The organism is Bacillus sp. UMB0728, from assembly GCF_002858875.1.
Lineage (GTDB): Bacteria > Bacillota > Bacilli > Bacillales > Cytobacillaceae > Bacillus_AB > Bacillus_AB infantis.
In genome coordinates, this window is record NZ_PKLA01000008.1 from 1 (window position 1) to 19,388 (window position 19,388).

28 protein-coding genes are annotated in these 19,388 nt (G+C 32.8%); 24 read left to right on the forward strand and 4 right to left on the reverse strand.

What is annotated here, in order from left to right:
• The first annotated feature begins 198 nt into the window (after positions 1-198).
• Together CYJ37_RS23995 and CYJ37_RS24000 are read left to right on the forward strand one after the other, a co-directional pair.
• A complete protein-coding gene (locus CYJ37_RS23995; RefSeq protein WP_101552463.1) occupies positions 199-393 on the forward strand; it encodes a hypothetical protein in 195 nt (64 codons plus the stop codon).
• A 56-nt stretch (positions 394-449) separates the two neighbouring features.
• Positions 450-716, forward strand: a complete 267-nt coding sequence (locus CYJ37_RS24000; RefSeq protein WP_101552464.1) for a nucleotidyltransferase family protein — start codon at positions 450-452, stop codon at positions 714-716.
• Between the two features lie 237 nt (positions 717-953).
• On the opposite strand, the gene CYJ37_RS24005 is transcribed toward CYJ37_RS24000, so the two are convergent.
• Complete coding sequence (locus CYJ37_RS24005) at positions 954-1,178, reverse strand: DUF2188 domain-containing protein (RefSeq protein WP_101552466.1); 225 nt, start codon at positions 1,176-1,178, stop codon at positions 954-956.
• Positions 1,179-1,319: 141 nt separating this feature from the next.
• Positions 1,320-1,448, reverse strand: a complete 129-nt coding sequence (locus CYJ37_RS27860; RefSeq protein WP_257964302.1) for a hypothetical protein — start codon at positions 1,446-1,448, stop codon at positions 1,320-1,322.
• Positions 1,449-1,934: 486 nt separating this feature from the next.
• Between CYJ37_RS27860 and CYJ37_RS24010 the strand changes: the two genes are divergently transcribed.
• Together CYJ37_RS24010 and CYJ37_RS24015 are read left to right on the forward strand one after the other, a co-directional pair.
• Positions 1,935-2,387, forward strand: coding sequence for a helix-turn-helix domain-containing protein (locus tag CYJ37_RS24010; protein WP_101552468.1), 453 nt, complete (start codon positions 1,935-1,937; stop codon positions 2,385-2,387).
• A 58-nt stretch (positions 2,388-2,445) separates the two neighbouring features.
• The gene (locus CYJ37_RS24015) at positions 2,446-3,429 is read left to right on the forward strand and encodes a hypothetical protein (protein ID WP_101552470.1); all 984 of its coding nucleotides are present in this window, start codon (positions 2,446-2,448) and stop codon (positions 3,427-3,429) included.
• Positions 3,430-3,464: 35 nt separating this feature from the next.
• Here the strand turns inward: CYJ37_RS24015 and CYJ37_RS24020 are convergent, their stop codons facing one another.
• Positions 3,465-3,731: a hypothetical protein gene (locus CYJ37_RS24020; RefSeq protein WP_101552471.1), complete on the reverse strand. Its 267-nt coding sequence runs from the start codon at positions 3,729-3,731 to the stop codon at positions 3,465-3,467.
• Positions 3,732-4,134: 403 nt separating this feature from the next.
• On the opposite strand from CYJ37_RS24020, the gene CYJ37_RS24025 reads away from it, so the two are divergent.
• The 20 genes from CYJ37_RS24025 to CYJ37_RS24115 all read left to right on the forward strand — a co-directional run bounded on the left by CYJ37_RS24025 (position 4,135) and on the right by CYJ37_RS24115 (position 18,000).
• Positions 4,135-4,686: a hypothetical protein gene (locus CYJ37_RS24025; RefSeq protein ID WP_101552473.1), complete on the forward strand. Its 552-nt coding sequence runs from the start codon at positions 4,135-4,137 to the stop codon at positions 4,684-4,686.
• 117 nt (positions 4,687-4,803) lie between these two features.
• On the forward strand, positions 4,804-5,133 hold the full coding sequence (locus CYJ37_RS24030; RefSeq protein ID WP_101552475.1) for a hypothetical protein: 330 nt from the start codon (positions 4,804-4,806) through the stop codon (positions 5,131-5,133).
• Positions 5,130-5,552, forward strand: coding sequence for a hypothetical protein (locus CYJ37_RS24035; protein WP_101552477.1), 423 nt, complete (start codon positions 5,130-5,132; stop codon positions 5,550-5,552). Before CYJ37_RS24030 ends, CYJ37_RS24035 begins: the two co-directional genes overlap by 4 nt.
• Positions 5,553-6,286: 734 nt before the next feature.
• Positions 6,287-7,057 (forward strand): hypothetical protein, encoded by a 771-nt coding sequence (locus CYJ37_RS24040; protein ID WP_101552479.1) that lies wholly within the window; start codon positions 6,287-6,289, stop codon positions 7,055-7,057.
• A 312-nt stretch (positions 7,058-7,369) separates the two neighbouring features.
• Positions 7,370-7,525 (forward strand): TIGR04540 family protein, encoded by a 156-nt coding sequence (locus CYJ37_RS27865; protein WP_257964305.1) that lies wholly within the window; start codon positions 7,370-7,372, stop codon positions 7,523-7,525.
• Between the two features lie 112 nt (positions 7,526-7,637).
• Positions 7,638-8,867, forward strand: coding sequence for a PIN domain-containing protein (locus CYJ37_RS24050; RefSeq protein WP_101552481.1), 1,230 nt, complete (start codon positions 7,638-7,640; stop codon positions 8,865-8,867).
• A 12-nt stretch (positions 8,868-8,879) separates the two neighbouring features.
• A complete protein-coding gene (locus tag CYJ37_RS24055; RefSeq protein ID WP_101552483.1) occupies positions 8,880-9,479 on the forward strand; it encodes a hypothetical protein in 600 nt (199 codons plus the stop codon).
• A 2-nt stretch (positions 9,480-9,481) separates the two neighbouring features.
• Complete coding sequence (locus CYJ37_RS24060) at positions 9,482-10,198, forward strand: hypothetical protein (protein ID WP_101552485.1); 717 nt, start codon at positions 9,482-9,484, stop codon at positions 10,196-10,198.
• Positions 10,199-10,437: 239 nt separating this feature from the next.
• A complete protein-coding gene (locus CYJ37_RS24065) occupies positions 10,438-10,638 on the forward strand; it encodes a hypothetical protein (RefSeq protein WP_101552487.1) in 201 nt (66 codons plus the stop codon).
• Complete coding sequence (locus tag CYJ37_RS24070; protein WP_101552489.1) at positions 10,638-11,873, forward strand: hypothetical protein; 1,236 nt, start codon at positions 10,638-10,640, stop codon at positions 11,871-11,873. Before CYJ37_RS24065 ends, CYJ37_RS24070 begins: the two co-directional genes overlap by 1 nt.
• Positions 11,874-12,638: 765 nt before the next feature.
• Entirely contained in the window at positions 12,639-12,932 is a 294-nt protein-coding gene (locus CYJ37_RS24075) for a hypothetical protein (RefSeq protein WP_101552491.1), read from the forward strand.
• Positions 12,933-12,955: 23 nt separating this feature from the next.
• A complete protein-coding gene (locus CYJ37_RS24080) occupies positions 12,956-13,357 on the forward strand; it encodes a four helix bundle protein (protein ID WP_101552493.1) in 402 nt (133 codons plus the stop codon).
• A 468-nt stretch (positions 13,358-13,825) separates the two neighbouring features.
• Positions 13,826-14,194, forward strand: coding sequence for a hypothetical protein (locus CYJ37_RS24085; RefSeq protein ID WP_101552495.1), 369 nt, complete (start codon positions 13,826-13,828; stop codon positions 14,192-14,194).
• Between the two features lie 51 nt (positions 14,195-14,245).
• Positions 14,246-14,977 carry a hypothetical protein gene (locus CYJ37_RS24090; protein WP_101552497.1) on the forward strand — a complete coding sequence of 244 codons (732 nt, stop codon included), beginning with the start codon at positions 14,246-14,248 and terminating at the stop codon, positions 14,975-14,977.
• 93 nt (positions 14,978-15,070) lie between these two features.
• Positions 15,071-15,571, forward strand: coding sequence for a hypothetical protein (locus tag CYJ37_RS24095; RefSeq protein WP_101552499.1), 501 nt, complete (start codon positions 15,071-15,073; stop codon positions 15,569-15,571).
• An 81-nt stretch (positions 15,572-15,652) separates the two neighbouring features.
• The gene (locus tag CYJ37_RS24100) at positions 15,653-15,949 is read left to right on the forward strand and encodes a hypothetical protein (RefSeq protein ID WP_101552502.1); all 297 of its coding nucleotides are present in this window, start codon (positions 15,653-15,655) and stop codon (positions 15,947-15,949) included.
• Positions 15,950-16,289: 340 nt separating this feature from the next.
• Positions 16,290-16,463, forward strand: a complete 174-nt coding sequence (locus CYJ37_RS27485) for a hypothetical protein (RefSeq protein ID WP_180827440.1) — start codon at positions 16,290-16,292, stop codon at positions 16,461-16,463.
• Positions 16,460-16,864: a DUF2442 domain-containing protein gene (locus tag CYJ37_RS24105; RefSeq protein WP_101552504.1), complete on the forward strand. Its 405-nt coding sequence runs from the start codon at positions 16,460-16,462 to the stop codon at positions 16,862-16,864. Before CYJ37_RS27485 ends, CYJ37_RS24105 begins: the two co-directional genes overlap by 4 nt.
• Positions 16,865-16,894: 30 nt before the next feature.
• Positions 16,895-17,434, forward strand: coding sequence for a hypothetical protein (locus CYJ37_RS24110; protein WP_101552506.1), 540 nt, complete (start codon positions 16,895-16,897; stop codon positions 17,432-17,434).
• A 353-nt stretch (positions 17,435-17,787) separates the two neighbouring features.
• Complete coding sequence (locus tag CYJ37_RS24115) at positions 17,788-18,000, forward strand: hypothetical protein (protein ID WP_101552508.1); 213 nt, start codon at positions 17,788-17,790, stop codon at positions 17,998-18,000.
• Positions 18,001-18,200: 200 nt separating this feature from the next.
• On the opposite strand, the gene CYJ37_RS24120 is transcribed toward CYJ37_RS24115, so the two are convergent.
• Entirely contained in the window at positions 18,201-19,049 is an 849-nt protein-coding gene (locus CYJ37_RS24120; protein WP_101552510.1) for a nuclease-related domain-containing protein, read from the reverse strand.
• Between the last annotated feature and the right edge of the window lie 339 nt (positions 19,050-19,388).

The window sequence follows — 19,388 nt, forward strand, 5'->3', positions numbered from 1 at the left end:
GGAAAATGGGAGAAAGGCAGTAATGACAAGGGTTTGAGAGAAGGGGGAGAATACACTTTAATTTTGCGACTACATAGAAGGGCAGGGTTTTTTGAAATAAGAATCTAAGGTGATTTGGAACTTTGTAGGGGAAAGGGTTAAGGGATAGTGGAAAATCTAAATGGAAAATTGATACAATGTAAAAAGGTGGGTGAGGAAATGAAAGCCGATGAAAAATTGATTAGGGAAATTGAAGAGTTCGATGATGCATTTCCTGATGGAGTATTTGCAATCCCAAGAAATCATAATGACCCAAGAGTAAAAGTTAGAGCGTTATGGGATTACTGTAAAGAAAATAGTGTTGACCCAGAGGATTTAAATGAAGAAGAAATGAAACAATTCCTTCAATACTAAACAGAGAGTTTGATAAGTCTTTTATCGGATTTTCTTTTGAAGAGGGGGAATGTGGGATGAATCAAGTAATTGAGGCATTGCATCGCAATTTAGATTCCATTCGAGACTATAACGTTCAAAAGTTAGCAATTTTCGGCTCATACGCTCGTAATGAAGAAAGTGAAGATAGTGATATTGACATTTTAGTAGCCTTTAAAGAAGGACATACAACATTCCGCAACTTCATGGGATTAAAACTGTACCTTGAAAGTTTACTTGAAAAAGAAGTGGATTTAGTCTCTGAAAAAGCGGTCAAAAATGAACGACTCCTTTACATTATGTAGGATGCGATTTATCTTGAAGGACTATAATATTTTTTTGAAAGATATTTTAAAAGAAAATTTGAACTAAAATTCAATCTGAACAAAGTTGTGTCTAATAAGCATCAGTGTAGAAAAAGTGAAACGATTTCTTGCTTACTAAGTTAAATGCCTATAATATACTTAAAGAAACAGGGGGATAACATTCCTCCCTGTTGTAGTAGTAAGTCAGTTAATGAATATCCTTATGGATTCATTCAATTAACCTCTTGGTGGGTAAGGGTCATTTCCGTAGCTGTTTTTTTCTCGGATTCTTCCTTTTAGATTATGAATAACAAGTTCTGATTGCTGATTTTTTGCAATACCCCTACCATATGCGATAGCTTCACGCTGGGTATCGAAAATTTTTGTAGCTCTTGAATTTCCTGCACCCTTTACTTGAAATCCACCACCAGAATGCGGTGTAACATGCTGATTCTTCCTCATTTTTACATCACCTCATAAGTTGATATGGTGTGGGAGGCGAACGTAAGGTCCTCTTTTATGAAAATAAAATTTGTTGTAATATAAACTTGGATATATAACACTATGGCTCTTATTTGTTCTGCAAAACAAATAAGGGCTTTTCTATTTTAGCTTTCTCTTTAACTCTCGTTCGAGCTTCTGCATTTCTCTTTTTACTTGTTTATCTACTTCTCTATTTAGCTCTCTAATTGTTCTATTAACTTGTGAAGTATTGATTTTCACCCTTACCATATGGTTCACCTCCTCTTATGTAATCCTTTTTCGTTTGTTCCCCCACAATATAGAATTATAGCACCTTATCCCTTTGTTAACAATATATAGTTATTTGTAGGTTTAGTTAATACTATATGTTGTGTTTTGTTGGGTATTATTATAATTTATTAAACATGAAAATATTAGAATATTTAAGAATGCTCAAGAATAAGGAAGGAGATGATAGAGTTTCAATAATTTCTACTCAATTTCCTCATTTGCCATAGATGTTCCAATCATTTCAGCATAGCTCTATATTTTTGAACATCTCCTTAATCATTCATTTTTTGTATTTGTCATCTTTACTTACTTGTTTAACCCTGTTCTATCATCGAATATTCTTTCAAGAGAAATCTATAATATATCATTCTTAATAAAAACAAGGAATTCTATTAAGAAGAGTTAAAACAGGATGTTCTAATCTATTAAACGGATTAGGCAGATTAAACAGGAGGCACATATCATATGAGTAAAAATGGAGATGACCGTACAGTAAGTAATAATTTTGGGGCTACCCTTAAGTTCTGGAGAGAAAAAAAAGGATTAAGTCTCCAAGAACTATTTGAAAGAACAGGTGTATCAAATGGCTACATTTCTCGTTTGGAAAGAGGAGAACGTAAAGCTCCAAGTGTTCCTATTTCTGCTAAACTCGCAGATGCTCTTGGAATTCCACTTTCGTTGTTATTAGACATTTCAACGTCTGACACTCCGATTGATGAAGCTCCCTTAGTAGCGGAGTTGATTTTGTATAATGATTGTAAACGGGATGCTGATAATCTTTTTAGTAAAGACGAGAAGGAATCTTTTATTCAAATCATTGAATTTATTCTCGAAATGAGCTGGGATGAAGATAACCGAATTAAACAGTTATTCGACCTCTCAGAACTGATTGATGATTTTAAAGAGGTAAGTAAATAAATTTGGAAATTAGGGGACTCTTTTAGGGTCTCCTATTTTTAACAGGAGGAAGAAAAATATGAGTTTTAATGGGTCAGAGAAAGAGTTCTTAATGACGTTGTTTTTAGGTCGGAAGAGAATAATCGAAAAGGAACTTGGTTTGGAATTAGAAAGTGTCCAGTTTGAAAAACATTATGAAGGTCTTAAAATTGATATGTATGCTATAAGCAGTTTAGGGGTAGAAGTATTTGTGGAAAACCTATTGCTTAAGAGTAATAAGACACATCAAAACAAGATATTAAAAATTATTGAGATGATTGAAAGTGGCATTATCGTTTACATTGCTTCAGCATTTCATAGTAAACACCTAAAAGAATTACAAGATGTAGTCAAGAAGTCTGGTAAACCGATTACTCTATACTTTGCAGAACTAAATCCCGATATATTTGCACCCCTACAAAGATTGAACCATATGCACAAGCTAAAAGTTTACGAAAATCTAAACTTGTTAAATATAGAGAATCCTATTCGGCTTTTAAGAAAGGAAAGTATTGTACAACCGTTTGTTGCTAAAAGATTGGAACAACAGCAACAGGAAACCCTTAGTGACCTTGAAGCAATGAGAAAAAAGGAAAATGAATTTCTGTTAAATTCACTGAGAAGTCGTATCAAATACTTCTTGCCTTTTCATCGAGAGAAGGCACACTTACAAAAATTACGTATTATCAGTTTTGGAGCTGGTCGTAGTGATTGTAATTATTATGTATCGTTGAGTGATAGAAGAAATATCGCTTTTGTAGAGTTAAGATTTAGTGATAACAATAGAAAAATATACGATTCTATCAAGGAAAAAGAAAATGTTATTCAAGAGAGATTTGATGGAGCAGTTCGATTTAAGGATAACTGTATATCAGTGACGATTAAGCCTTCAGAAAGTATTGAGAAGACAGTTGAAAAATTGGTGGATATTTTTGAGAAAATGATTATCGCTTTCTCGAACTATACTTATTATTTCTATCAGGACAAAAAGGAGATGTGGCAATATCACGAGCAAGGGATATAAAAAATTGTTAAGGCATTGGGTAATCCAGTGCTTTTTTATATACCCTTAAATCTTTTGATAAATTCCCTACCAAATTCTCTCGTATTTAACTTAATGCGGTCATTGGGTTCATATTCAACCCCAAAAGAAAACTCTTCATTTAATCTTTTAAGCTCCCTGTACATGTTTTTCACAAGTATTTCATTTCCATCGGCTACCTGATAAATGACAAGTTTAGGTAGGGCGTTGCCATCATCATATTGAAAAATCTGATAAATTCCATTAATAGATTTTACCTCAATTACTTCCAGCAATTTATTCATGCAATAGCCTCCGAACGAATTCCATTTGTATCCATATTATATCATGTATTTTCTAAACTTTTCTTTAATTATGTAGGTTCAAATAGCGTTTGTTACATAAATATATCTGAAGATTTGCCAAAGAAGTACCTACCAATTTCATAATAGTGCTTAAATTCATCATACCTTTTCGGCAACAGTTCCGAATAATTTGCACAATAGTTATGAAAATGTTCATACCTTCCTTTATAGGGAGGGGGCTTTTATTTTCCTGAAATTATCTTTTTAGTAATTTGAGGTGTTATCCGTTCCACAATACAGGGATACAACAATGTCGGGTGTTATTAAACCAAGGATTTAGAATTAATTACGTTACATCCATCTATAATATAAGACTAATAATTGAAAGAGAGGGAATCGTAGCATGGACTTAAAATTAAAAGACAAAGACACTCTAATTGAAAGTGTTGGTCTTCCAATTCCTTTGCAAATTAGCTTGGAGAAAAGGGGAAAGACGGTTGTAAATCATAGATATGTAGAGGATACCAAGGAGCTTCAGATATACTGTTCTTCCTGTAATCGTTGGCATCCTGTTTACAGATTAGTGGATGGGTCATGGATTGATATAAACCTAACGTACAAGTTGTGCAACGCAGGGAAAGAACGAGCTTACTTTGATACCTACTGTAGCCATTGCTATTCTAATCGTCATATTAAAGGTGATACAAGTACAGTAGTGAAAGATGCAGGGGCGAAAGCAGTTGAAGTAAGTAAAGAAAAGGTTACTAAGTCAGTGGAAGAAGAACAGTATCTTCCCTGGAGCGAGAAGGCAGGAGGGATTCAGCAAACTATTTTTCTCGAACCTGGTCTGGATATGTACTTGAAGCTATACGGTGTTTATCACAACAAAAAGAAAAACCAACTACTCAATGAAATCATTGCTGAATTCAAAGCCAAGAACCCAATCAATCTATAAAACTGCACTGCAATCACCTTTCCTAAATTTGTCCGATTAAGGAAAACCTAATAGTTTCTATATCAAATTTTATATCAAAACCCTATCATATCTAAAAACAGGAAGGAGGAGAGAACTTTGAAACGTAAAGATGGGGGGCTTTACTACAAGGTTCAAGAAGTTGCTTATCTATTAAACCTTTCCCCTGCCACCTTGTTCAACCTTATCAGGAATGACCGCCAAATGAAGCAGGAAGGGAAGGAAGGCTTCTTACCAAATGTAACAAAGATAAACAATATCCAGCATTTTAAGAAATCGCAAGTAAAAGAGATTCGAGATGGTATTGCTAATCTAAAAAAGGGAGACTTGAAGCAATATCGAAAAGAAACCACTTATCAAAAGTTAAAGCAGGAAAACGAGAGCCTAAAGAAAAAACTGGCTCAATTAGAAGGGAGAGAGAAAAGGTGAGAATCATTGAAGGGCAAAAATACCTTACCACAGGTGATTTAGGGGCATATGTAAACCGTAGTCCAGCTACAATCGTAAAATGGTGTAAGTACAGCGATAGACTGTCTGACAGTGGAAATGAACGATTGATTCCGAAGCCCCTTGTGGTTAATGGTCAACGATTGTTTACAACAGAACAGGCATTAGCGGTTAAGGAGTTTTCTGAGTCAAAGAAATATGGAAAGATGGCTGAATTTAATCGAAAAAGTCTTGGTAAACGGGGTGCAGATATTGAGAAAAGGATGAAAGCAAGGGAAAAAGAGCAGGAGAAAATGCAGGAAGAAAAGAAAGAAAAGGAACTGGAAGTGACTCTGTCTAAGGTTAATCGAAGAGCGGTTGATTATACAAAACGATTTCAGCATATTAAAAAGAACTTGTAGCAATGATACAGGTTCTTTTGTGTTTTTTGGTTGAATATTAGATGAATTGAGATGAAAATAGAAAGTGGATTTTTAAGGCGAAAAGGGTAGTTAAACTTTGATACATAAGGCTTCACAGCATCTTACAACTTTCGGAAAACATAAACCTATATATAGCAAAGAAAAAAATGAAAAAACTGATTTGAAATGTCGCATACCTTTATCTAAAGTAGGAATAAAGTTTTTTAGGGCTTTACTGTTTTATTCATTTTTTCGGCTTTACAGCCTTCTATTGGAATTCAACAGTTTTTATTTGAAAGGTCGATGGTATTTTAAAAAAATCAAGAGTAACTTTTAACTAAAATCTGTTAGAGGGCAAAACACATACATGAAAATTGTCGTAGTTCCCTTTCCATGAATTGATTATATCTCTTGGGGTTGCTTCTATTGTAAATAATCTAAGTTATTTCAACACAATAATAAATAGGAGCCTCTACAGGCGGTATAATGGATATTTTTCGGTGACTCCCTTTAAAAAAGCAGTTTTTAAAGGTAATACATACGTTTAAAAAGCAAATATCATCCTTTACCTATAAGTCCCCTGATTACCTATAGAACCATTCTAAGACGTTGTAGAACCACTCTAAGCTATTTCTTGATTAAAGCAAAAGATATAATCAAATAGAATTTATTTGCGATAAACAAGCAACATGACATTGCTATATTAGAAATTTTAAGGAAGGAGTAGAGCGAAGTTGTACACAGTAGAAACTATTTTAAATAGAATTAACGATACAGGCTATAGAATCAATCCATTCTATGTCCAGGAAATGTTAAAGCATTCGGTAACGGAAAAGGAAAATATAAGGGTGGACCTTTTAAAATATGCGGAAATTGATTTTACAAGCAATCGTGATGTTATAGGATTTATTAATAACAAGTTATTGAGAAGAGAAGGTATTCAGGGAAAAACGATATCCAATAAAATCTTGGAGGAGTTATTTGAAGAAACAAATAATCTCTTTTTTCAAAAGCTAATTGCTTTCAGAAAATGTCATGATAGATATAAGAAGGGGGTTTCTTTTATCAAAGCTGTCATTGATTCGGAATTTAACAAAGATAATGATGACAGTGTTACTGCGTTTTTAAATAAAGATAAATTTGAAGTAATCTGGATTAGTCCAGAAGCCAAGCTAAATTCGGTTGGCGGAATTAGCCTATCAAATCCTCCTTTACCGTTTTCCACTGAGGATATTAAAAATATATTTGTTAGTGAATACATTGCTATTCCCTGTAATGAAATGGATGGAGTTCTATATATTCTAAATAAATACGGAAACCTTCTGAATGCGGATAATTATATTGTAATTGGAACTACCCTTTATGCTGATTTAAGGTATAGTAAATGGAACGACATTCCTTTTCCACCTTCAGACGAGGAAGAAACAAAGCATATGGAAGATTTCCGTAGGGAAATTGGCATAGATTATCACGGAGATAAAATAAAAGGGGAAACGGAACAGTAGGAATATTCATTCTTCCCAATCCGTCACTTATTGAAATAGGTTTTGAAAACAATCACTATTTATACAAGAATCTGATACGTTTTGCAAAAACATGACCGATAGAATATTCTATCGGTTTTTCCATGCAATCGTTCAATACGAATGATTGCTTATTCCAAAAAGTAAGAATAAAATAATGGTATGGTAAAAATAAAGTATTAGTTTGAGGTGGCACAATTGGAGCTTAAACTTTTTTATAAAACACAGAGGGAACTGGCTTCGGCATTGAACTCCATAATAGATGCATATTGGGAAAATTAAATAGATGAAAAGATTCTTATAAAAGAAGTAGAGGATATTTACAAAAATAATCCGAACAAGGTACTAAAGAACGGTGACTTTACAACTATTCTTAAGCAACAATGCGGAAAAAGGCGACTTGAGATTGTAGATAGAATTTTGGATATGAAAGGCTTTGATAGCAAGTAAGTTCGGTATTTAAAGCATTAGGAGTAAGTTAATATTGAATTATATGAACTGCTGGGGATTAACTTCTCCAGCATATTTTTTAAGGAAACGATGGGAAGTTGGGAGAGGGAACATGAATATCTTTTTAGATACGAATGCCATATATTATGACCCCTTCTTTAAAAAGGGGAAAAATAGAATTCTATTAAACTTTGCAAAACATGAAGACGTAAAAATCAACATATGTAAAACTGTATATATCGAACTTTTTAGAGCACATAAGGTTTTTATTGAGCAACAACTGAAAGCGGCCAATGAATCAATGGTTAAATTAAGCCCTTTTTTAGATAAGACAGCCCAAAATTTTATTATTGATATAAAACTTGATGACATTTTGGATGATTTCCATAAGCAGTTTAATTATTTCCAAGACGAAAGCCAAATCGAAATTATTGAGTACGATGGGGATGTATTAGAAGATATTATTGAAGCTGACATGTATGAGAAAAGTCCATTTATAAAGCAAGGGAACATTACTAATAATAAAGGTCAAAACGTAAAAACCGTAAATAAGGCGATAAGGGATGCGATTATTTGGTATTCGTATCAACGATTTGCAGAGAAAAATAAGTTAGAAGACTGCTATTTTATTTCTAATAATACAAAAGAATTTGGCGATATTGGCTCTAAAAGCAGTCCAAAGGAAATGCCATATCCCCTCCATCCTGAAATTAGTAAGAATAGCAAGATAACTGCATATAAAAATATACATGATTTTCTCGCCCATAATGACGAACAGATAAAGAGATTGTTTAAAGATTTACATACAAAAGTTTTATCGAGTGAGTTATTTGATAAGTTGGTAGAAGAATTAGAAGATGGCATCGGAGAAGAGTTGATTAATCAATATTTTGCAGAAGAAATTTCATCCGAAACTTATAGTTTTCTTTCCAATATGCAACCGAATGGGATACATGAGGATTATTTTATGCCAGGTTACGTTGACCCCTTATTATACGGAAATATTAGTGATATTCGCTTAAGTGAAGTAGATGTATTTGGTGACTCCATTTCCGTTTCAGTAGATGTTGACGTGGAAATGGAAGTAGATATCTATATATATAACCCTGTTCATGATGATTTAGATGAAAAATTTGAAAGTTATGCTACTGATATGGTAAAGGTTACGGAAAATATAGTCTTTTTGCTTCCAGTAGATATAGAAAAGGAATTGGATGTCGATAACTTCTCTTTAAGAAAGTATATTGAAGGGAATGAACCAGACTATCTTAGTATTGAAATAATCGAATGTGAAAATATAGACCATACGGATATGTTTCGTGAGGAAGAATATGAGGAATAAGGTGAGGGAAAAATGATTTTTAAATCGAATCCAGATATCTATAAGAATGCTTATCCAAATTGGCAAAAATCAATGAGAAAGTTTGATGAACAATTTGCTTTGTACTCCGTTCAATTTAAAGATTCTGCGGATAAGTTAATAAATGATGTTGGTGAGAACCGAGGGCATATTGCTGATAGTATTATCAATCCAGCTTTATTTCTTTACCGACATTCAATTGAGTTATGTTTAAAAGCAATTCTCTATAAAGTTTATCTTGATAATGGTGTCGATTACGAAAAACTCAAGGAAAAACTTGAAGGACATAGCTTAGATAGCTTATGGTCGAAGGTAAATAATGAGGTAAGGAATAAATATGGCTTTTTAGATAATCAACAAGCTAAGAACGAACTTAAGAAAATTGGTAAGTTAATAATGGAACTACATAATACTGATGACAGCTCCATGACTTTCAGATATCCCTTTGATAAAAATTTAGAAGAGTATCAGCAGGGGGATGGGAAAGAAAGTTTTGGGATTGACTTCAATCATATGCAGAAGGAAATAGATTACATTCATTCAAGATTGTATTATTGGATTTATGAAAGGATTGCAAATCGGGAGGAGTGGTAAATATGGAGGATACACAACTCTACTTTTGGAAGCCATTAATGGAGAGGTATAAAAAAGAGTTATCTATGGTTGCGGAATATTACAATCGAACGATACCATCATTTGGAGACATTGAGAAAGAGGCTACTGATTACGCTGATTCTATCTATAATAACTTTCCAGCAGACGAAAATAATGACCCCGCCACAGTTGCAGATTTTGCTAATGATGAAGGGATACAACTTTACGAACTTTTGAACACAATGAAAAAGAATCATCTGTTGATGACAATTTCAATGATGTGTCAGATTTGGGAACAGCAATTAATCAAGTTTACTGTAACAGAGATGCGTCACTTTTTATCATTTGATAATAATGCTTTATCTTTCGGTGATGCCAAAAAGATTTTTGAATTACATGGGGTTATATTTAAAGAGTTATTATCCTGGAATAAAATAAGGGAAATGAGGTTACTGGTCAATACAACCAAACATGGTGATGGGGAATCAGCCAGAAAACTTAGGAAGATTAGACCAGATTATTTTGAACTCGATATTATAAAAGGAACAGATACATTGGAACTTGCAGGAGCAGTATTGTTAGATTCATATTCCCTTATGGTGGCGGAACAAGATTTTAGAAGCTACGTAGAAGCAACAGAAACATTTTGGGATGAAATGCCTGAACGTGCTTATTCAAATGTAGATTCTATCATATCAGCATTCAACAAAAAGAGATGAACTAATTTGAGATTTTTGGTAAAGCTGAAATTTATAAAGTTGTATGCAATAAACGAGCCTTTAAGGCTCTTTTTATTTTGGCAAAAATTTAGGTGGATACATGGAAATAATCTATTTCATATCGTTTGGGTGACAAAATAGTCAACCGCCATAGAACAGTTCTACTATAGGCAATGATGAACCACAGAGGTAAAATTATATTATAAAAATAATAACATCTAAGAAGGAGGGTTTTTGATATGAAACCATTTACTGAAACTGAAAAGAATATGAGCAATATGGAGAGCAATAAAAACGATAAGATAAATCGAGAGAGAATAGAGCAAATGGCTTTTGACTACAATCATCAGGAAAGAGTTGAACATGTTAATAAAACGGTTGCACAGTTTGATGCTATGTTTGCAAGATTGAAAGCCTCTAAAAATGGTGAAGACAAGTAATGAACCAAGGGAATTCAAGAAATATAAAAGAAAGGCAGTACCGTAAACAACTTAGAATCGATAGGCTAAAAAACGGAATGAAGGCCAAGGGTGCAACTGGGAAGGAAATTAGAAATGCTGTTTTCAAGTTAAAACAAAACGAAGATAAAAAGATAGAAAATGGAGCACAAACGAAATACGTAAAGTCATCATCAAAAAAGGTAAAAGTCCTTTTGCGACAAGAACTTTTACAAAATAGAAATATTGAAATATTAACCACTACAAACAGTATAGCAGAGCACAAGATAACAATTCCAGAGAAGATTACCAAGCATAAAGAATTTATGGAGTACATGCAGACTTTGGATTTCCGATTTTACTTTGGCGGTTTTCAGAATTGGAATACAAATGAAACAAGAGCATGTATATTTTTTGAAGGAAATAAGGCATGGATAAAGCAAGATGATAAAGGTGTATATAGATACTATTCTAAAGATGCAGAAAAGCATACGGTTCATGGCTTGAATATTTTTGACTTGATTGAAATACGTGAAGGTGTTGAAATCGGCTCTGTATATAGTATGAATAATGCCAGAAGAAGATTGGCTTCCAATTTAGGTATCGTTTATTCAGAGAGACAGTGGGAAATCTTGCAAGAGAAAAAGTATGAAAAAAATATGGATATCATTCAACGAGCAGATATTGAAATACAAAGATATTTTCCAAATTTGTTTAACTTTATTCAAAGTTATTTGCCCTTACTGAAACATTTAAACGAATGGGGATTCAAGCATATCTTGGAAAAGGAACAAAGTTTTCAGGAAGAAAGTGTCTTCTTCCAATCTACTACGCATATGGAAAAGATTGTGGGCAGAGACCAAACAATATGTAGCCGAGCTGTTAATATGTTTGCAGTATTAGGATTAATTAAGAAGATTCGGGAAGAAGATACACCAGGTATCCTTATGAGTGTAGCCCAAGCTATTAAAGGAAGGCGAAATGAGTTTAAATTAGTTAATTTCTATACTGTTCCTGCCCTTAATCATCAAGTTCTTTTGAAAGCAGAAAAACGTGTAGAGCGATTAAATGAACATGGTATTACAAGCACGTGGCTTATTTCAAAAAAGAAAATAGAACAGTGCTTTAGTGAAGGATTTGCGGAGAAAGTATATGTAAAACCCATGTCTATTCGGGAACAATTATTGGAGGAATCCTTAAAAGAACATTTGTATTATGATATTGAACCTGCTGATTGATTGGCAGGTTTTTTGTGTTGGAGAATAGGGGATTCATTAAACACTATGTATATATCGCTGACTGCATAAATAAAACTACTATATTATGTTTTAAACTAAATCTCGGAATCTCTAAACGAACATCATATTTTATTATAGAAAAATTCCAAAAAAACATTCAAGATTTTATATTTATGTCATTCGGCTTCTTTTCGCCTTTAAAGGCTACTATTCGTCTTATTCAACTAAATCTAAGATAACTTAGAAAAGTCAAAAGACAAAAGAAGACTTTTATTCAAAACAGTTTTGGAAGGACAAACCAACAAACAAACTGCTCTATGTCATTAAATTGAAATCGGTTTGCCTCAAATCATATTTTGACAACAAGATTATTCTTATTAAATATTTTGAAGGAATCCCTTAAATCTCGTTAATAATAATTTGCAGTGTTTTGATGAATAACACCAAGTTACTGCTTATGTAACAGACTTTAGTTAATATCCCTTGATTCATTTGGAATTTGACAACTGCATTAAATGGTTTTTGTTGGAAGGTTCTTTTGGTAACAAAAGAACAGTATGTAGCATAAACGGATTATCGAATAGCGGAATTAATTCCATCCAAATAGTATTTAAAACATATTTATATGGAAGCTCAGACTATATAGAACAGCTATGCTATCGTTTTTCCCTTGTATATTTCTTATAATTTATTTATCAAGGAAAAGGTTAATAGCAAAAATATATAAATGAGACTTATCATTTTCAATGAAGGGAGCTTACAGAATTGACAACTGAACAAATTAAATTGGACATCGACCAATTGGAAAGAACGTTCTTTATTCATTCGCTTCAACCACTGGCGACAGAAGAGTTGGAGCAAATGCAGGAGAAAGTAAAGGGGTTAAAAGAAGCCTTTTTAGGAACTTGCTTTATAGGTAGTAGCGTTGAGGAACTGGAAGAAATGCGATTTAAGTTAGCGGAAATTAGTTGCAACATCATTATCACTTTAAAAGAACGGTTGCATCTGAACATAGTAGACGATATTAGAAATCTCGAAAACGTATATAGAACAGCTTAATGAAAAGAAGGAGGCAGAAATAGGTGAAAAAAGATATGAACGGACAGAACTTTTTTGCAAGAGACTTTAAACAATTAGAGGTTTGGAAAAAGGCGGTGTCATTAACAGAAAAGGTTTATAAATTAGCGAAAGGATTTCCGCAACATGAACAGTACGGTCTGAGGTCGCAAATCGAGCGTAGCTCCAGTTCGATTTCATGCAATTTGGCGGAAGGACAAGGATATGCAGGTATCTTTCCTAATCAAGAAATCCACTTCTACGCAATTGCGAACGGTTCTGCATACGAGGTAAGAGCACAGATAGAGCTAATTTATCGGGTCGGCTATGTGAATTTAGAAACCTATGAGGAGTTAGAGAATGAAGTTTGCCAGATTATCAAAATGCTTATTTCTTTAATTAAGAAGGTGAAAAGGGAGATTGCTTAAGTGCTATAAAATATGCTTCCCATGCCATCGCTAATTCACTGCAACTATCTATAGTAAATTGGATTATTAATATTTTTTTAGAAAAAGTATTGACGAATAACTATAATCTATGTATAGTATGTCCATAGGCAATGGAAATAGAGTTGTTGCCTAAAAAAGATTTTTTGAAACTAATTCATACATTTTTAAAAATGTATTATTATCTGATTTCGGTAAGAGGCCGAATCTATCTATTGTAACTTCATATAGGTTTTGAATATATCCTAAAGGATTTTCCTTTAAGGTTATTTATTCCTATGTGTTATTTACAATAAATAGATTCGGTCTTTTTGTCGTTCCTTGAAAAATTGATAATGGAAACTCTTTTATTGTATTGACCGCTATTGGTCAGGATTCAACAAGGAACAGGTCTTTATTTGATAACAACGTATGGAAACTACGGGAATTTTAAAATTGGAGGAATAAAAAATGGGATATCAAGAATCATTTATTAAATTCAAAGATGAAAAAACTTTGGTACAAGAATTGAGAAGATATGAGAAATATGAAAAGGATAGCGACCTTGTTCGCATTGTATGCGTAGATAGGGTTAAGAAACAAGTTTTCCCCTTTAATGAAGGTGAATTGGTAGCGGTGGTTGGAGGAGATAGAGGTCAACAAAGAGATAAGGAAAGATTACAAAAAGAATTAGGCATTAGAAATATTGTGGATATAGTATTTGTTGATAATCCGATTTATTGGGAAATGGCGGAGGATAAGGGCGTTAGATTTACAGATTTTTTGAAGGAGCACTTTATACAACTGTCAAAGGGTGAATATGAAGAAATCTTAAAATAATCTATGGGATTCAATAATAAAGAATTTTACTAATATGAGGAGGAAATAATTATGCAAAACCAAGTAATCACAAAAGGAAATGATTTTCAAACTTATTCAATTGGTGGGGGATTAGAATTCGATGAAAAACAGATGTCATTTTTCATCGGTAATCAATACGAAGCGGCCAAGTTAGAATTGCAAGGTCTTTTTACTACGAGTGAGTTATGGATTATTGTAGATAGTCTTAATGGAATTCCATATTCTCCTGAACAGTCGGCAAAATTCATTGTAAATGAGTTTGTTGAAGACTATATCCAACATGGTATTGCCGAAGGTTTATTAGATTTTGTTCATAGCCTATTACCAAATAAGTTGGAAAAGTTAACGGAATTTCAGGCATTTACCACTTTAAAAATGGTCTCTGAATTCCTTGAAACGGATTTGGATGAAAAGTTAAACCAAGATAGTGAGGAACTATTAAACGGAATCTTCCAGATATCTGATAGGGAAATGATTATTGATGAAGAAGAAGAGTGTTGCGATTGTGGTTGGGATAATTTTGAACTTAGTTGGGAATTAGGGTTTCAAAAACTCCATCATATTGGCACGATATTCGCACTTAAATTCGGTATAGTTATTGCTGTTAGATTTGATGAAGGGGAATTCACATTATATGAAGACTGTGAGAATTGTGGGGAACTTCACTTCTTAGAATCGTATTCAATCCATGAATTAATAGAATTAGATGTGATGGAAGAAGCCAAGTATTTGATTGAAGAAAATTTTACAGATGAAGATTAATAGCAAGAGCAAAGAGTTGGAGATTAACTATCCCCGACTTATAACTGAAACTTTAGTCATAAGTCGAAATGAATTTTAAGGAGGAATAAATTTATGCAAAATGTAGTAATTGAACACGAATTTACAATTGATTTTCTTGATGTTGAACCTGAGTGGTGGGGATTTAATCAATTCCCTATGGAAACAGAGCTTGACGATTATTCTTTCAAAGCTAAACAGATGGTGTATATGTTGAATGAAGTTTATCAAGGTACAAAAAGAGAACTAACAGGAGTTTTTGATTTAAATGAAGCAGGGCTTATAGTCAATGCGTTTAATGGACACTTATATTCTCCTGAATTGCCCAATAAAAAAGTGTTAGTTGCTAATGTAGCAGACGATATTCAAATTAATTTAGCAGATGAAATATTTGGTGTTGATGCCGATAAGCTATTGAAGAAATTGAATCAACTAACAGAGTTCCAGGCTTTTACGGTAATAAGAATGGCCTTTGAATTTTTGTATTCACGATACAGAGAAGCGATTGATACGGAAAATCAGAACGAAAAGCTATTAAGTGCAATTTTTAATGTTGGAGAAGGTGGGGACCTTTAATGGTCTCCAATGATTGAACTTTAATTAGAGAAAAAAAGATTGTTTAAATATTAAATTTAGATTGAAAAGGAGAATTTTGATATGAATAAAGTAAATAAGAAGGAAAACAACATGGGACTTGGGCAAATGAGACAACAATTAGCGTTAGAAAGAATAAATCATCTTTCAGCATTATTATGTTACAAATATGGTTTGGATACTGTAGTCTGCCAACATGTAAACAAAAAAGATTTTGCTATTTTTGTTATCTGTGAGTGTTGCGGTGAAATGGAGCATTTTGTTACGTATTCTTTGGAACAGCTTATAAAAATTAATGTACAAAGTGAAGTTATGAATCTATTAGAGAACTCCAATAAGGTTAAATTAGCTGTGGAATAAATCCCTTGAAAATTAAAGTAACTGAAATCCCCCGTTTATAAATTTGCTTCTGACCACTTGCAGTGATTTTAAATACACTGGGAATCATGATTTTTATTGCAATTCTAATAAATCAGCTATAACTTATAAATAAAGGTCTGATATTAGCAATTTTATAAAGGGCATCTTGTTATAGATATTTTTCACTTTTAAAAAAAGGGGAGAAATATTTTATAAACAAGATGCCTTTTGTTTTTGCCTATAAACAAGAAGGAACAGCGTTAAGAAGGTGCTGTATGCTATGTATTTGTGTTAGGGAAGCAAAGTTATTGTGTACACCAATAAAAAGGGAGAGAAGCTAATGGCATTCGAGAGGAATAAAAAGAGCAGTAATCCGAATTTCGGGAAAAAGATGTCCGTTGTTGATACGGGTCATCCCATTCTAAGGGAAAATGAAAAAGCCCTGGCATTATTAGACGAAATGGATAAAAAGAAGTGTGGATTTTTTAGAAGGAAAGGAGAGAAAAAGGTATGAGAGTAAAATCGATATTTACTGGCACATTTAAAATAATTTTGGCATTTGATAATGGGGAGTATCGACTCTTAAATATCAAGCAATTCTTACAAAATGATAATATGGGGAAGTTAGCAGAGATTCGTGATGATATAGATATGTTCCGAACAGCAACTATTAATAGAAATTCTGGTACGGTCACTTGGGAAAATGGGGTAGATTTTGACAATGAAATTTTATTTCAATCCAGTACCTACATAGGCAAAATAATAGGGCATGGAGCAGAAGGGACAATTGATAGTGTTGAAAGATATGAAGCGGAAAAGGGGTTACGAGATACTGAAGAATATAAAATAGGCTACTGCGAAGGGCATGAAAAAGATGCTGATTGCATATATAGAGGAGCAAGAAAAGGCAAGTAGCGAGGGTGAAGGAAAAGGAGAGATATAATAATGGGACAATATCTTCAAATGGGAATTTGTTATAGATTGGAAGTAGATAAAAAAAGATTGGACAAGTTAGAGGTTACATTAGAAAGATTGATAAAAGAGTTAAATAAACACTTGGATATTACCTTGTACGAAATAAATGAAACTCATGAAGAAGTCATTTTTGAGATTAAAGAATCGGTAGTATTAGAATTGCAGGGGTTTATGGAGTTTCAGTATTCGATGTATCCCCAAGAACAGCAATATATTGATTGTTTTAAATCGGCTGTGGAAACAATCGGTGGTTTATCGTCATTTCAAGAAATAGTACAAGTGGCAGAAGAGGGGAATTTCCCTTGCTTTCAATCGAATGTTATTATCGATGAAATTAAGATTTCAGCTTGGAATTGGTTGGAGATTGAAATAGCTATGTTCGTATTCTTTGTTGAAGGAAAGATATTTATGGAAGGATATAATTTCTTCTTGAGATATATTGAAAATAATGTAAGAGAATCAAGTAGAGAATGGGGAATTGCTGGAGCATTTAGATGTTACATAGATTGATACTTACTAAAGAGAATTCGTATATTTCTCAACTTGTTTTCGAGAGTAATTTTTGCAGTTTGTACAGGCTATCTATTTGTTAATTTTAGGTTAAGCAAAAGAATTGGAACAAGAATTGAGGTAAACTTGGATTAGAGTAACAGGTTATCCTTAGAAAGAACTTCATATCAAATGATGCGGTTCTTTTCTTTTTACCTGTTATTTGTATAGTTCTCATTTATAATATTGAGCTGGAATACCTAATTAGAAAATGTGGTTCAATTTGAAGAACCTGGATGTTGAATAGATTAACACAATTTTATAAAATATATAACACATATAATAGAAGAAACTAAGAAAAAGGATGAATATTAATGGAAAAGAATTGGGCAGTTGAAGTTTGGGGCGATTGGCCTCTTGAAGTGACAACGGAGACTTTTTATTCCAAATCCCTGGCTCAAAAATATTTCTTAGACATAAGACGTAAGCTCGATAGTAGTAAATATATCATTACCAGGGATTCTATTGTAGATGTAAATGATAGTAGTAATGCTGTTTACTTAACTAATCTGGATGAACTTGAGTGAATGGTAGACTAATCATCTAACATGTTTACCATTACAGAAATAGATTTTTGTTATACTCAAGCCGAACGGGAGTGTCAATGATGGTGATAAGTGCTTCATAATTCCAGTAATAATTAAGATATGAAATGATAAAGAACTTTTCAATTGAGCAAGATATTGAATCTTAAACTTATTAGGAAGCTGGAATCCAGCTTCCTAAGTTATAAAGTTTTTTGGTGGTCATAACAATAAACTTTTCCTTGGAATTTCTTATTAGATAAACAGAATGATTTTACTTTATCAGACACAGCTTTCTGACATACTGCACACTTGTTTTCGTCAGTTGTCTTATCAATATTATTCTTCTTTAATTGTATGCTCTCAATATGTTGTTTTCTAATTGATTCGTCTAAAATATTGGAATTAGAGAGAGAGTTATATATAAGTTCAATATCATCTTCCATTAAAATAGGATTTTTGTATTGTAATTTAAGGACAGCGACTTTTCTATTAATAAATTCAGTCAATTCCACATCATAAATTACTAATTGATTAGAATGTATCTTTCGTAATTCTTCTTCAATTTTAAAAGTACATCTCTTTGTAAAGGAAACCATTGAAACAAAGTATTGATGGTATTTCCCATCGATAAAATTTTTAAGTGCTTGAATGTGACCGTAATTTTGCATTAATGGATTCATCATTTTGAACTTGCCATTAATCAACCAGGCTTTTCTATCTTTTCCTCCATAAATAGTTCCCTGATAATTCTTTGTCTCGATTACAAATAATCCATACGGAGTAATGATAACGTGGTCAATTTGGGAGAATCCTGTTGATGATTTGGGATTTTTGATTAGTAAATCACTTAAATGCAAATACTCTTTGGGCAGTTGGGATAGCTGTATGTCGATTTTGTATTCTCCCAGTTCACCTTTTCTAATTGCAGTCCGTTCATTCTTTATTTTTTTTACCTCATCGTTTGTCCTTGTTACAGTGCCTGGGACTTCTTCCACAACATTACTTGTGCTGTTTTTCTTCTTATTTTTAAATAGAAAATCTAAAAACATGATTTGCCTCATTCCTACTGGAAATAAACTTCTATATTTTTATATCGGCATAAATAGAGCCATTTGAATAAGTATTTCCCTTATAAGAAACGTTAGTCAAATTTAAAATTCAATGTTAGTCGGATTAAGAATGAATATGACACAAAACATTAATTCATCGAAATTATCTACTTTTAGTTTACGAAACAATTTTTGGGTAGAAATGAAAATAAAAAAGGGCTTGAGTTATTTCCACTCTTAAGTTAAGATGCAAAATAAAGAGTTAAGAATATTCAACTCCCAGCCAATCAATTGTTCAATTTGTTAATTCATATTTTAAAAGCCAGTCAAAAATAGCAT